12 protein-coding genes are annotated in these 13,228 nt (G+C 69.4%); 3 read left to right on the top strand and 9 right to left on the bottom strand.

The genetic code is table 11. From position 1 onward, the window contains the following. Nucleotides 1-258: 258 nt before the first annotated feature. The 3 genes from ACZ7P3_RS30435 to thyX all read right to left on the bottom strand — a co-directional run bounded on the left by ACZ7P3_RS30435 (nucleotide 259) and on the right by thyX (nucleotide 3,966). The gene (locus tag ACZ7P3_RS30435) at nucleotides 259-1,944 is read right to left on the bottom strand and encodes a ribonuclease J (protein WP_472086492.1); all 1,686 of its coding nucleotides are present in this window, start codon (nucleotides 1,942-1,944) and stop codon (nucleotides 259-261) included. A gap of 168 nt (nucleotides 1,945-2,112) precedes the next feature. Continuing rightward, on the bottom strand, nucleotides 2,113-3,012 hold the full coding sequence (gene dapA / locus ACZ7P3_RS30430; protein ID WP_472086490.1) for a 4-hydroxy-tetrahydrodipicolinate synthase: 900 nt from the start codon (nucleotides 3,010-3,012) through the stop codon (nucleotides 2,113-2,115). Between the two features lie 210 nt (nucleotides 3,013-3,222). Further along, the gene (gene thyX, locus ACZ7P3_RS30425; protein ID WP_472086488.1) at nucleotides 3,223-3,966 is read right to left on the bottom strand and encodes an FAD-dependent thymidylate synthase; all 744 of its coding nucleotides are present in this window, start codon (nucleotides 3,964-3,966) and stop codon (nucleotides 3,223-3,225) included. Nucleotides 3,967-4,138: 172 nt separating this feature from the next. On the opposite strand from thyX, the gene ACZ7P3_RS30420 reads away from it, so the two are divergent. Together ACZ7P3_RS30420 and ACZ7P3_RS30415 are read left to right on the top strand one after the other, a co-directional pair. Continuing rightward, on the top strand, nucleotides 4,139-4,375 hold the full coding sequence (locus ACZ7P3_RS30420) for a hypothetical protein (protein WP_472086486.1): 237 nt from the start codon (nucleotides 4,139-4,141) through the stop codon (nucleotides 4,373-4,375). A gap of 90 nt (nucleotides 4,376-4,465) precedes the next feature. Beyond that, a complete protein-coding gene (locus ACZ7P3_RS30415) occupies nucleotides 4,466-5,020 on the top strand; it encodes a hypothetical protein (protein WP_472086485.1) in 555 nt (184 codons plus the stop codon). Nucleotides 5,021-5,235: 215 nt separating this feature from the next. Here ACZ7P3_RS30415 and ACZ7P3_RS30410 read toward each other — a convergent pair whose 3' ends face one another. The 5 genes from ACZ7P3_RS30410 to rpsO form a co-directional block, all read right to left on the bottom strand. Continuing rightward, on the bottom strand, nucleotides 5,236-5,688 hold the full coding sequence (locus tag ACZ7P3_RS30410; RefSeq protein WP_472086483.1) for a hypothetical protein: 453 nt from the start codon (nucleotides 5,686-5,688) through the stop codon (nucleotides 5,236-5,238). A gap of 85 nt (nucleotides 5,689-5,773) precedes the next feature. Next, entirely contained in the window at nucleotides 5,774-6,526 is a 753-nt protein-coding gene (dapB, locus tag ACZ7P3_RS30405) for a 4-hydroxy-tetrahydrodipicolinate reductase (RefSeq protein WP_472086482.1), read from the bottom strand. Nucleotides 6,527-6,594: 68 nt separating this feature from the next. Continuing rightward, nucleotides 6,595-7,974 (bottom strand): M16 family metallopeptidase, encoded by a 1,380-nt coding sequence (locus ACZ7P3_RS30400; protein ID WP_472086481.1) that lies wholly within the window; start codon nucleotides 7,972-7,974, stop codon nucleotides 6,595-6,597. Further along, nucleotides 7,971-10,190, bottom strand: a complete 2,220-nt coding sequence (locus tag ACZ7P3_RS30395) for a polyribonucleotide nucleotidyltransferase (RefSeq protein WP_472086479.1) — start codon at nucleotides 10,188-10,190, stop codon at nucleotides 7,971-7,973. The genes ACZ7P3_RS30400 and ACZ7P3_RS30395 overlap by 4 nt, the downstream gene beginning before the upstream one ends. 358 nt (nucleotides 10,191-10,548) lie before the next feature. Then, nucleotides 10,549-10,836 carry a 30S ribosomal protein S15 gene (gene rpsO / locus ACZ7P3_RS30390; protein WP_005479656.1) on the bottom strand — a complete coding sequence of 96 codons (288 nt, stop codon included), beginning with the start codon at nucleotides 10,834-10,836 and terminating at the stop codon, nucleotides 10,549-10,551. A 271-nt stretch (nucleotides 10,837-11,107) separates the two neighbouring features. Between rpsO and ACZ7P3_RS30385 the strand changes: the two genes are divergently transcribed. Then, nucleotides 11,108-11,401, top strand: coding sequence for a DUF397 domain-containing protein (locus ACZ7P3_RS30385; RefSeq protein ID WP_472086477.1), 294 nt, complete (start codon nucleotides 11,108-11,110; stop codon nucleotides 11,399-11,401). A 64-nt stretch (nucleotides 11,402-11,465) separates the two neighbouring features. Here ACZ7P3_RS30385 and ACZ7P3_RS30380 read toward each other — a convergent pair whose 3' ends face one another. Next, nucleotides 11,466-12,956 (bottom strand): outer membrane protein assembly factor BamB family protein, encoded by a 1,491-nt coding sequence (locus ACZ7P3_RS30380; RefSeq protein ID WP_472086476.1) that lies wholly within the window; start codon nucleotides 12,954-12,956, stop codon nucleotides 11,466-11,468. Between the last annotated feature and the right edge of the window lie 272 nt (nucleotides 12,957-13,228).

Genomic DNA, 13,228 nt, shown 5'->3' with positions numbered 1-13,228 from the left:
GGTGTTTCCGACTCTATCAGATCTTTTCTCGATCCGATTTCCTCGGTGCTTTCCAGGTTCTCGCTCTCGCGTTTCCCTTTCCGGCGGTTCCGACTTTATCAGAAGTTCTGAGCCGGATTTCCCACCCGGTCCAGGCACCCCGTGTGTCCATCAGATGAAGGACTGGGGTTCCCAACTGGGCAGGGACGTAAACGTACTGGAGCGGGGCGCCCCGATGCAAATCGAGACGCCCCGCTCCTGGTTCACCCGGACGAGGTGTCAGACCTCCACCACGACCGGCAGGATCATCGGCCTGCGGCGATACGTGTCCGAGACCCACTTGCCGAGGGTGCGACGCACGAGCTGCTGGAGCTGGTGGGGCTCCACGACGCCGTCCTGCGCGGACCGCTCCAGGGACTCCGTGATCTTCGGAAGGACGTCGGTGAAGGCCGCGTCGTCGATGCCGGAACCGCGCGCCTGGATGTGCGGGCCCCCGGTGATCTTGCCGGTGGAGGAGTCCACGACCACGAAGACCGAGATGATGCCCTCGTCGCCGAGGATCTTGCGGTCCTTCAGCGCCGGCTCTCCGACGCCGCCGACGGAGAGCCCGTCGACGTAGACGTAACCGGCCTGGACCTTGCCGGAGATCTTCGCCTTGCCCTCGATCAGGTCGACCACCACGCCGTCCTCGGCGATGACGATCCGGTCGTGCGGGACGCCCGTCAGTGCGCCCAGCTCGGCGTTGGCGCGCAGGTGGCGCCACTCGCCATGGACCGGCATCAGGTTCTTCGGGCGGCAGATGTTGTAGAAGTACAGCAGCTCGCCCGCCGACGCATGGCCGGAAACATGCACCTTGGCGTTGCCCTTGTGGACGACGTTGGCGCCCCAGCGGGTCAGCCCGTTGATCACGCGGTAGACCGCGTTCTCGTTCCCGGGGATGAGGGACGAGGCCAGGATGACCGTGTCGCCGTCGACGATGCGGATCTGGTGATCCCTGTTCGCCATCCGCGACAGCGCCGCCATCGGCTCGCCCTGGGAACCCGTGCAGACCAGGACCACCTCGTGGTCCGGCAGGTCGTCGAGGGTCTTGACGTCCACGACCAGGCCCGGCGGGACCTTGAGGTACCCCAGGTCCCTCGCGATGCCCATGTTGCGGACCATGGAGCGGCCGACGAAGGCGACCCGGCGGCCGTACTCGTGTGCCGCGTCCAGGATCTGCTGGATGCGGTGGACGTGGCTGGCGAAGCTGGCCACGATGATCCGCTTGCGCGCGCCGGCGAAGACCTGGCGCAGGACGTTGGAGATGTCGCGCTCGGGCGGGACGAAGCCCGGTACCTCGGCGTTCGTCGAGTCGGCGAGGAGGAGGTCGATGCCCTCCTCGCTCAGCCGCGCGAACGCGTGCAGGTCGGTGAGGCGGTTGTCCAGCGGGAGCTGGTCCATCTTGAAGTCGCCGGTGTGCACCGCCATGCCGGCGGGGGTACGGATGGCGACCGCGAGGGCGTCCGGGATGGAGTGGTTGACCGCGACGAACTCGCAGTCGAAGGGGCCGATGCGCTCGCGGTTCCCCTCCGCCACCTCGAGGGTGTACGGGCGGATCCGGTGCTCCTGGAGCTTGGCCTCGATCAGCGCGAGGGTCAGCTTGGAGCCGATCAGCGGGATGTCGGGCTTCTCGCGGAGCAGGAAGGGGACCCCGCCGATGTGGTCCTCGTGGCCGTGCGTGAGGACGATGCCCTCGACGTCGTCGAGACGGTCACGGATGGACGAGAAGTCGGGCAGGATCAGGTCGATTCCGGGCTGCTCCTCCTCGGGGAAGAGCACTCCGCAGTCGACGATCAGCAGACGGCCGCCGTACTCGAAGACCGTCATGTTCCGGCCGATCTCGCCGAGACCGCCGAGCGGGGTGACCCGGAGGCCTCCGGCCGGGAGCGGCGGGGGCGGGCCGAGTTCAGGATGCGGATGACTCAAAAGACTCTCCTCACCACGCGCGCCACGTACCGGTCGGGCACGTGGCGCGCATGACGTTCGTGCAGAAGCAGTTGTCGTTGTGGAGTGCAGGCACCGGTGGCCTGCGTATGCGGTTGTCGATTCGGTTGTCTCTTCAGTTGTGAAGCTCGGGTGGTGCCAAGTCTGTTGTCAGAGCTGTACCCCGCCGGCGCCAAGATCGATCTTGAGCTGAGCGATCTCCTCGGGCGAACACTCGACCATGGGGGCGCGCAGGGGCCCGGCGGGCAGGCCCTGGAGGGCGAGCGCGGCCTTGGTGGTCATGACGCCCTGGGTGCGGAACATGCCGGTGTAGACCGGGAGCAGCTTCTGGTGGATCTCGGTGGCCTTGACGACGTCGCCCGAGGTGTACGCGTCGACGAGGGCGCGCAGATCGGGGGTGACGAGGTGGCCGACGACCGAGACGAAGCCGACCGCACCCACGGAGAGCAGGGGGAGGTTGAGCATGTCGTCGCCGGAGTACCAGGCGAGACCGGACCGGGCGATGGCCCAGCTGGCTCGGCCGAGGTCGCCCTTGGCGTCCTTGTTGGCGACGATCCGGGGGTGCTCGGCGAGGCGGACGAGCGTCTCGGTGCTGATCGGGACGCCGCTGCGGCCGGGGATGTCGTAGAGCATGACCGGCAGCCCGGTGGCGTCCGCGACGGCCGTGAAGTGGCGGTACAGGCCCTCCTGCGGGGGCTTGTTGTAGTACGGCGTGACGACCAGGAGGCCGTGGGCGCCGATGCGCTCGGCCTCGCGGGCCAGCTCGAGGCTGTGGTGGGTGTCGTTGGTGCCGACGCCGGCCACGATGTGGGCGCGGTCGCCGACCGCCTCCAGTACGGCTCGTACCAGGTCCGATTTCTCCGCGTCGGTCGTGGTGGGGGACTCGCCGGTGGTGCCGTTGATGATCAGGCCGTCGTTGCCTGCGTCCACCAGGTGGGCGGCGAGCCGCTGCGCGCCGTCGAGGTCGAGTGCGCCGTCCGCCGTGAAGGGCGTGACCATGGCGGTGAGGACCCGCCCGAAGGGGGTCTGCGGAGTCGAGGTCGGAGCCATGGGTAACACGCTACTCGGTGCTCAATGCGTGGTCTGCCCTCGGGGTGTCGGGAAAGTCCGGACAAATATGGAGCCCGGCACTGCCTGCTCGGGGGTTCAAGCAGTGCCGGGTCCGTTTGATCAGGCTAGATGAACTTCTCTAAATGCCGCAATACGGACACTTCGCGACGCCGGTGCGTACATCCGTTCCGCGCGGGGAGGCAGGCTTCGTTACGGGGCCACACGGCCGTTCGTATTGAAGGCGGCGTAGGTGAGCGGCATGAGCCCGGCCCATGCCGCCTCCATCTTCTCGCCGACCATCTCGATCTCCCGCTGCGGGAAGGACGGCACCTTGGCCAGCTCGTGCTGGGTGCGCAGGCCGAGGAAGTGCATCAGCGAGCGGGCGTTGCAGGTGGCGTACATCGAGGAGTACAGGCCGACGGGGAGGGCGGCGCGGGCCACCTCGCGGGCGACGCCCTCGGCCAGCAGCTTCTGGTACGCGGCGTACGCCTGCTCGTAGGACTCGGTGAGGGTGCTGCGCACGGTCTCGTGCTGGGCCGCAGTGCCCTCGACGAAGACGTACTTGCCCGGGCGGCCCTCCTGCACGAGCTTGCGGGACTCGCCGGGGACGTAGAAGACGGGCTCAAGCTCCCGGTAGCGCCCCGACTCCTCGTTGTAGGACCAGCCGACCCGGTGCCGCATGAACTCGCGGAAGACGAAGATCGGGGCGCTGATGAAGAAGGTCATCGAGTTGTGCTCGAACGGGCTGCCGTGCCGGTCGCGCATCAGGTAGTTGATCAGGCCCTTGGAGCGCTCGGGGTCCTTCTTCAGCTCGTCCAGGGACTGCTCGCCGAGCGTCGAGACTCGGGCGGCGAAGAGGACGTCGGCATCCGACGCGCTGGACTTCACGAGCTCGACGGTGACGTCACTGCGCAGGGTGAGCGACTCGGGGGTGGTCACGGGGGTCCTTCCCATCACTTCTTCAGGTTCGCGCCCACTGTACGGGGGACCTCTGACAGACCCGAACCGTGACCTTGCCGAGGATTTTTTCGGACATGGGCACCTTTTGTGTCACCAGAGCGTCTGTATCGGTGAGGACCATACGTTCGATCCACAAGTCCACCCCCGAGAGGAGAGGTGCTCCCCCATGTTCCGTCGGCGTGAGCCCGTGCCCTTCGCCTTCCTGGCCGAGGCGGACAGGTTCCGCAGCAATGTCGCTCCCCCGCCCCGTCAGCGGGCCTCCTTCGGACAGATAGCCGGGCGCTGGCTGCTGGGCCTCACCATCGTCGCCGGTCTGGTCGGCTCGGTGATCCTCGGCATGCCCGCGCTGTCCACGCCGTCCGAGACGCCGGCCCAGCAGTCACAGGCCTCGCAGGGGCACTGACTCTTCCGGCCGCCCTAGGGTGGTGGGCCGGAATCCGGCCGGATAGCCTCACCGGGCACAGCCCAAGCAAGGATTGAGTGAGGACCAGCCGTGCCCCTGCCCTTCCTGACGGCCGACCGCACCTTCGACGCGGCATCCGAGAGCCCGCTGCCCCACGACGACCGGGAGCGCTGGCGGCGCCCCTACCGGCCCGGTCCCTGGCGGGTGGCCGGGTCCGCCCTGAGTCTGCTGCTCTCCTCGTTCGTGCTGTTCGCGGCGGTCCTCATCGCACTGACCGGTTCGGCGACCTCCGCCGGCGTGGTCCTCGTCGTGGCACTCACGGTCATCGCGAGCGCGCTGCGGATGCTGCGCATGGGCGTGTGGGTGAGCTCGCGCGGGCTGCGCCAGGTGGGCTTCCTGCTGACCCGCACGGTGGCCTGGCAGCGGGTGGTCTCGGTGCGGACGGCGCAGCAGCCGGTGCGCTGGCTGGCCCTGCCGCGCACGGTCCAGGGGCAGGCCCTGACGCTCGTCCGCAAGGACCGGGCCGCCGAGGACACTCCGCCGCTGCTCACCACGCACAGCCTGGACTTCCTGAACCGTCCCGCCGCCTTCGACCGCGCGGCGGACACGGTGGAGGCGTGGGCCGCGGAGTACCGGCACGGCTGACCCTCGCAGACATGCAGAAGGGGCCGGTCCGCAGCATCGCGGACGGGCCCCTTCTGCGTCCCGGCCGCAGGGCCTGCGCAGGCCTGGGGCGCGGGTTGGGCCGGGATGGCAGACCTCAGGCAGGGAACGCAGGGATCGGGCTTGGACGGCAGGGCTGAGGTCCGGACGGCAGACCTCAGGCAGGGAACGCAGGGCCCAGGCCTGGAAGGCAGACCTCAGGCCTGGACCGGTCTGCCGTCGTGCAGCGCGATGGCCCGCTGCATCGCCTTGCGGGCGCGCGGGGTGTCCCGGGCGTCGTGGTAGGCGACGGCGAGCCGGAACCAGCTGCGCCAGTCGTCCGGGGCCGCCTCCGTCTCGGCCTTGCGCCTGGCGAACACCTCGTCGGCCGAGTCGCGGTCGATACGGCCGCCCGCGGTGCGCTTCAGCTCGTCGACGGGCAGGCCGCCCTCGGCGTCGAGTTCGGCGGCGAGCTGGTTGGCCTTGCGGACGAACTGGGTGTTCTTCCACAGGAACCACAGCCCGATGACCGGCAGGATCAGCACCGCCACCCCGAAGGTGACGGTCAGGAGCGTGCCGGACTGGATGAGCATGATGCCGCGGCTGCCGACCAGGACGAAGTAGAACAGCAGGACGGCGGCCGTGACGAGGTAAGTGATCTTCGCGCGCATGAGGTCTTCGGGCTCGGCTCGGTTCTCGGCTCGGTTCTGAAGGCGGTTCTGGGCTCGGTTCTGGGCCCGATGCTCGGCTCAGGTCTCAGCTCAGGTCCAGGAAGTGCTCCAGGCCGAAGGTCAGGCCCGGAGTCGACACCACGCGGCGGGCGCCGAGCAGGATGCCCGGCATGAAGCTGCTGTGGTGCAGGGAGTCGTGGCGGACGGTGAGGGTCTCGCCCTCGGCGCCGAGCAGCACCTCCTGGTGGGCCAGGAGGCCGCGCAGACGCACGGCGTGGACGGGGACGCCGTCCACGTCCGCCCCGCGGGCACCGTCCAGGGCGGTGACCGTGGCGTCCGGCGCCGGGGCCGTACCGGCCAGGCGGCGGGCCTCGGCGATGAGCTGGGCCGTGCGGGTGGCGGTGCCCGAGGGGGCGTCCACCTTGTTCGGGTGGTGCAGCTCGACGACCTCGACCGACTCGAAGTACGGCGCGGCGATCTGCGCGAACTTCATGGTCAGCACGGCCCCGATGGAGAAGTTCGGCGCGATGAGCACACCGGTCTCCGGGGACTGGGCGAGCCAGCCCTTCAGCTGCGCGAGGCGCTCGTCGGTCCAGCCCGTCGTGCCGACGACCGCGTGGATGCCGTGGCGCACGCAGAAGTCGAGGTTGCCCATGACGGAGGCGGGGGTCGTCAGCTCGACGGCGACCTGGGCGCCGGTCTCCGCCAGTGTCTCCAGCTTGTCGCCGCGGCCGAGGGCGGCCACCAGCTCCATGTCCTCGGCGGCCTCGACCGCCCGCACCGCCTCTGACCCGATCCGGCCCCTGGCGCCGAGGACCGCCACGCGCAGCTTGCTCATCTGTTGCTTCCTTACCGAAGGTGATGGACCGAAGGTGATGGACCGATGGGGGACGGACCGAAGGGCGGTCAGGCGACGGCGTCGTGCAGCCGTGCGGCCTGCTTGTCCTTCAGCGGACCGATGACCGACAGCGACGGGCGCTGTCCCAGGATGTCGCGGGCGACCGAGCGGACCTCGTCCGGGGTGACCGCTGCTATCCGGGCCAGCATGTCGTCGACGGACATCTGCTCGCCCCAGCACAGCTCGCTCTTGCCGATACGGTTCATCAGCGCGCCGGTGTCCTCCAGGCCCAGGACGGTGGAGCCCTGGAGCTGACCGACGGCGCGGCTGATCTCGTCGTCGGACAGGCCGTTCTGTGCGACGTGGTCGAGTTCGTCGCGGCAGATCTTCAGCACGTCGTGCACCTGGCTCGGACGGCAGCCGGCGTACACGCCGAAGAGGCCACAGTCGGCGAAGCCGGAGGTGTACGAGTACACGCTGTAGGCGAGGCCGCGCTTCTCCCGGACCTCCTGGAAGAGACGGGACGACATACCGCCGCCGAGGGCGGTGTTCAGCACGCCCATGGCCCAGCGCCGGTCGTCCGTGCGGGCCAGGCCCGGCATCCCGAGGACGACGTGCGCCTGCTCGGTCTTGCGGCCGAGCAGCTCCACCTTGCCGGTCGTGCGGATCGTACGGCGGCCGTCGCGCGGGGCGATGGGCTGCGCGTCGATGTTCTTGAAGGCGCCCGCCTTCTCGAAGGCCGCGCGGACCTGTCGTACGACCTTGTTGTGGTCGATGTTGCCGGCGCAGGCGACGACCAGATGGGTCGGGTCGTAGTGCTTCTTGTAGAAGCGGCGGATGCGGTCGGCGGTGAGGGAGTTGACCGTGTCGACGGTGCCGAGGACGGGGCGGCCGAGGGCGTTGTCGCCGAACATGGTGTGCGCGAACAGGTCGTGCACACAGTCGCCCGGGTCGTCCTCGGTCATCGCGATCTCTTCGAGGATCGCGCCGCGCTCGACGTTGACGTCCTCTTCGAGGATGAGCGAGCCGGTCAGCATGTCGCAGACGACGTCGATGGCGAGCGGCAGGTCGGTGTCGAGCACGCGCGCGTAGTAGCACGTGTACTCCTTGGCCGTGAACGCGTTCATCTCGCCGCCGACGGCGTCGATGGCGGAGGAGATGTCCAGGGCGGACCTGCGGTCGGTGCCCTTGAAGAGCAGGTGCTCCAGGTAGTGCGTCGCACCGTTCAGGGCCGGGGTCTCGTCGCGCGAGCCCACGTGCGCCCAGATGCCGAAGGTCGCCGAGCGCACGGAGGGCAGGGTCTCGGTGACGATGCGCAGTCCGCCCGGGAGGGTGGTCTTGCGGACCGTGCCGATGCCGTTCACGCCCTTGATGAGGGTTTGGGTACGGGCGACGGCCCGCGCCTCCGAAGAGGTGCGGGCCGTCGCCTTGGAGCTACGGGACGTCACTGGTCGGCGTCGTCCTTCTTCGTCTCGTCGCTTTCCTCGCCCTCGATCACGGGGATGAGGGAGAGCTTGCCGCGGGAGTCGATCTCGGCGATCTCGACCTGGACCTTCTGGCCCACGCCGACGACGTCCTCGACGTTCTCCACGCGCTTGCCGCCGGCGAGCTTGCGGATCTGCGAGATGTGCAGCAGTCCGTCCTTGCCGGGCAGCAGGGAGACGAACGCACCGAAGGTGGTCGTCTTCACGACCGTACCCAGGTAGCGCTCGCCGACCTCGGGCATCGTCGGGTTGGCGATGGCGTTGATCGTGGCGCGGGCGGCCTCGGCGGCCGGGCCGCCGGAGGCGCCGATGTAGATCGTGCCGTCGTCCTCGATCGTGATCTCGGCGCCGGTGTCCTCCTGGATCTGGTTGATCATCTTGCCCTTGGGGCCGATGACCTCACCGATCTTGTCCACCGGGATCTTGACGGTGATGATCCGCGGGGCGTTCGGGGACATCTCGTCGGGCCGGTCGATGGCCTCCATCATCACGTCGAGGATGTGGAGACGGGCGTCACGGGCCTGCTTGAGGGCCGCGGCCAGGACGGAGGCCGGGATGCCGTCCAGCTTGGTGTCGAGCTGGAGGGCGGTCACGAAGTCCTTCGTGCCGGCGACCTTGAAGTCCATGTCACCGAAGGCGTCCTCCGCACCGAGGATGTCGGTGAGGGAGACGTAGTGCGTCTCGCCCTCGATCTCCTGGGAGATCAGGCCCATGGCGATACCGGCGACGGGGGCCTTCAGCGGCACACCGGCGTTCAGCAGCGACATGGTGGAGGCGCAGACCGAGCCCATGGACGTCGAGCCGTTGGAGCCGAGGGCCTCGGACACCTGGCGGATCGCGTAGGGGAACTCCTCGCGCGTCGGCAGCACCGGCACGAGGGCGCGCTCGGCGAGGGCGCCGTGGCCGATCTCGCGGCGCTTGGGGGCGCCCACGCGGCCGGTCTCACCGACGGAGTACGGCGGGAAGATGTAGTTGTGCATGTAGCGCTTGCGGGTCACCGGGGAGAGGGTGTCCAGCTGCTGCTCCATACGGAGCATGTTGAGGGTGGTGATGCCCAGGATCTGGGTCTCGCCACGCTCGAACAGCGCGGAACCGTGCACCCGCGGGATGGCCTCGACCTCGGCGGCCAGCGTGCGGATGTCGGTGACACCGCGGCCGTCGATGCGCGTCTTCTCCTTGATCACGCGCTCGCGGACCAGCTGCTTGGTCAGCGAGCGGTACGCGGCGGAGATCTCCTTCTCGCGGCCCTCGAACTCCGGCAGGAGCTTCTCGGCGGCCAGACCCTTGACGCGGTCCAGCTCGGCCTCGCGCTCCTGCTTGCCGGCGATGGTGAGCGCCTGGGCCAGCTCGGGGCGGACGGCGGCCGTCAGGGCCTGGAAGACGTCGTCCTGGTAGTCCAGGAAGATCGGGAACTCACCGGTCGGCTTGGCGGCCTTCGCGGCGAGGTCGGCCTGGGCCTTGCAGAGCACCTTGATGAAGGGCTTCGCGGCGTCCAGACCGGAGGCGACGACCTCCTCGGTGGGCGCCTCGGCGCCGCCCTCGACCAGCGTGATGGTCTTGTCGGTGGCCTCGGCCTCGACCATCATGATCGCGACGTCGCCGTCCTCCAGGACGCGGCCGGCGACCACCATGTCGAAGACGGCGTCCTCGAGCTCGGTGTGCGTCGGGAACGCCACCCACTGGCCGCGGATCAGCGCGACGCGGACGCCGCCGATCGGGCCGGAGAAGGGCAGACCGGCCAGCTGCGTGGACGCGGACGCGGCGTTGATCGCGACGACGTCGTACAGGTGGTCGGGGTTGAGCGCCATGACCGTGGCGACGACCTGGATCTCGTTGCGCAGGCCCTTCTTGAAGGACGGGCGCAGCGGGCGGTCGATCAGGCGGCAGGTGAGGATCGCGTCCTCGGACGGCCGGCCCTCACGGCGGAAGAAGCTGCCGGGGATCTTGCCGGCGGCGTACATCCGCTCCTCGACATCCACCGTCAGCGGGAAGAAGTCGAGCTGGTCCTTGGGGTTCTTGGAGGCGGTGGTGGCCGACATCACCATGGTGTCGTCGTCCAGGTACGCCACGGCGGAACCGCCGGCCTGCTTGGCCAGGCGGCCCGTCTCGAAGCGGATCGTGCGGGTGCCGAAGGGACCGTTGTCGATGACGGCCTCGGCGTAGTGGGTCTCGTTCTCCACTAGCGTTTTCTCCTCGTCTTCGTCCGTCGCTGCCCGTGTGGCAGGGGGACGGTTACGGAGAAGCGCGCCGTGCTGTGCGGGCCGGTCTTCGATCGAAGCTCCCGGGGCTCGCTTCCCCCCGGGGGCCACTACCGAGGACCGGCGGCGGCTAGGTGCGCTTCTCCTTGTTCGTTGTCGTGCTGTGTCGTCCGTATTGCGTTGTGCTACCACACTACAAAGCGTGAGTGACACTCCGCATGTTTCCGCACGTACGACGGAAGTTTCCGTACGCGGGGCGACGCCGCGCATACGGCAGCCGCGCATACGGCAAAGGGAGCGGCCCCCGAATCCTTTCGGGAACCGCTCCCTCCACGGCGTCCTACTTGGCGCCCGCCGCACCGCGGCGGATGCCCAGGCGGTCGACCAGCGCACGGAAGCGCTGGATGTCCTTCTTGGCCAGGTACTGCAGCAGGCGACGGCGCTGACCGACCAGGATCAGCAGACCACGGCGGGAGTGGTGGTCGTGCTTGTGCGTCTTGAGGTGCTCGGTCAGGTCCGAGATGCGGCGCGAGAGCATGGCGACCTGGACCTCGGGGGAGCCGGTGTCGCCCTCCTTGGTACCGAACTCGGTGATGATCTGCTTCTTCGTAGCGGCGTCGAGCGACACGCGTACTCCTCAATAGTCTGTGAGTGCCACCGAGTGCCCCCGGTCCACTTCTCGGGGGAGCTTCCGTAACTCGGGAGGCGGGGATCCGCTGAGCGCGGCCTCCAGGGCCTTCGAAAGGGCTCCGGGGGTGCGTACACAAACGGCCGTCGACCAGGGTACCAGGCGGTGGCGGGCACCCTCTCCCGCCTTCCGGAACGGCCCGGGTCCGGCGGGAGCGGCCACTAGGGTGAACGTGCTGATCGTACGTACGTCGGGAAGGGGTCGCTTCGGGATGGCGGAGACGGAAGCGGAGATCAAGGCGCGCAAGGAGCGGGAGCGCGACGAGCTGTACGCGCTCGACATCTCGGACGTCGAGTGGCACTGCGCGCCGGGCACGGAGGAGCACGAGGAGCGGGTCGAGATCGCGTACCTGCCCGAGGGGGCGGTCGCCATGCGGTCCTCCCTCGATCCGGACACCGTGCTGCGGTACACGGAGGCGGAGTGGCACGCGTTCGTCCTGGGTGCGCGGGACGGGGAGTTCGATCTGACGCCGATGCCGCACAACGGGGGGCTCGCGGCGGAGTGAGCGCCCCGCCGTGAAGGACACCGTCGTGAAGGGGCGGCACGCGTGCGTGCCGCCCCTTGGCGTGTCAGTGCTTGAGCCCGGCGCTGCCCACACCGATCACTGACAGGACCGGGCTCTTGGGATGGCTGTCGTCGCGTTCCAGCTGGCGGCGGGCGAAGAAGGCACAGCCCTGTTCGTAGCGGATGTCCGACTGCTCGGGGTCGCTGAGTTCGCCCTCGTCGTCCTCCGGGAGCTGGAACAGGAGGTACGGGGTCTCCTCGTCGGTCCGCGGGTTCCAGTCGACCATGGCCGCGGGCTGGACGTCGTCCATGCTGCGGCGGTAGACGATCAGGTCGTCGCCGTTCGTGCGGACGGGGACGACGAGCTGGAAGGGGCGGCCCTCGAATTCGCCGGCCTTCGTGCCCTTTCCGGCGTCGAAGGCCGTGATCCGGTCGGCGGGCTTGTCGAGGTCGCTGTTGTTCTCCTTGCTCATGACGAAGACCCGGTCGCGGCCGACCACCATTCCGTCGCACTTGTCGATGACGCCGAAGAAGGGCCCGGGGTACACCTCCTCGTCGCACTTGGGGTCGTAGCCGGCCATCGAGATGGTGGACAGCCGCCGGCCGTTGTCCGGATCGAGGGTGAGCAGGTCCGTGACCATGGTGTCCCCCGCCTCGACGGCGAGCACCGGCGGGTCGGCGGAGGGCAGGTAGACGCCCTGGACGCCGCGGCTGACCGCGTACTTCCACACGACCTTGCCGGTCCGGGGGGCGAGCTTCTCCACCCGGTACGTGGTGTTGCCGTACCCGCCGCAGGTGACGAGGGCGAGCAGAGCCCGGCCGCCCGCGTAGCCCGAGTCATGGCACTGCGAGGTGGCGAGGGTGGTGTTCCACAGCCGCTTGCCGCTGTCCATGTCGTACGCCGCCGATCCGTGGTTCCAGGCGATGGCCACGACGCCCTGGGTCAGCGCGATGTTCGTGTTGGTGACGTAGGCGGATTCGGCCGCCGGCATCTTCTTCTGCCAGAGCTTCTTGCCGGTGTCGAGGTCGACGAGGAGCACCTCGTCGCAGATGCCCTTGTCGGCGGGGTCCGGGGGCTGGACGACCACCGCGGTCCTGCCGTCGGCGGTGACGTCGCGGCTGACCGCGCAGACGTGACCGTCGAGCCGGAGCTTCCAGGCGGTCTCGTCGTAGCCGGGCTCGATCCTGTAGCCCTCGATCCGGTGGCCGACGGCCCGCGCGAGGATCTTGCCCGTGGCCCAGGTGCCGGGGGCGTACAGCGGCTTGTCGGTGAGGTCGCCCTCGTTGTGCTGGACGACGACCTGCCCCTCCGGTGAGGCGGGGGCCTTCTCCACGGTCGCGCGTATGGCGTCCGGGGCCTGCTCGACGGCCGTGGTGCCGGTCCGCCCCTTGGTGCGGCCGTCCGAGTGGTACCAGAGCAGGCCCGCGCCGACGAGCAGAACGCCGGCCACCACCGCGGCGACCACACCGATGACGCGTCTGCGGCGTCCGGCCCGCGACCGGTCCGCTGCCGGGGGTGGCTGGGTGACCATGGGCGGAGGGGGGCCGAAGCTCACGCTGACAGGTTCCTTTCGGTGGCGGCGACACGGATCGCGGGTGGCTACGGGTGTCGGCGATGCCGGCAGTGCCGGCGGTCACCGCAGTGTCGGCGGTCACCGCGGGTGCGGACGCGGACGCGAGGGCGGACGCGGACGCGAGGCCGGGTGCGGACGCGGTGTCACATCGGTGCCCGGCCACGCAGGGTGTCCGGCCCGCAGCCGTGGGCGCGCAGCGGCGGACCCGGCGCGCAGAGAGCGGTCCGCCTTCGGACAGGCCGCCGGGGCCTGGC

Source organism: Streptomyces sp. NPDC107581 (assembly GCF_055657175.1).
The sequence above is the reverse complement of the archived record's forward strand: the minus strand, read 5'-3'. Positions and strand labels throughout refer to the sequence as shown.

Excerpts from the sequence above, each read along its gene's own strand:
- ACZ7P3_RS30420 (WP_472086486.1), top strand. The coding sequence starts at position 4,139 with ATGTTCCGTCGGCGTGAGCCCGTGCCCTTCGCCTTCCTGGCCGAGGCG.
- dapA (WP_472086490.1), bottom strand. The coding sequence starts at position 3,012 with ATGGCTCCGACCTCGACTCCGCAGACCCCCTTCGGGCGGGTCCTCACC.
- thyX (WP_472086488.1), bottom strand. The coding sequence starts at position 3,966 with ATGGGAAGGACCCCCGTGACCACCCCCGAGTCGCTCACCCTGCGCAGT.
- ACZ7P3_RS30410 (WP_472086483.1), bottom strand. The coding sequence starts at position 5,688 with ATGCGCGCGAAGATCACTTACCTCGTCACGGCCGCCGTCCTGCTGTTC.
- dapB (WP_472086482.1), bottom strand. The coding sequence starts at position 6,526 with ATGAGCAAGCTGCGCGTGGCGGTCCTCGGCGCCAGGGGCCGGATCGGG.
- ACZ7P3_RS30385 (WP_472086477.1), top strand. The coding sequence starts at position 11,108 with ATGGCGGAGACGGAAGCGGAGATCAAGGCGCGCAAGGAGCGGGAGCGC.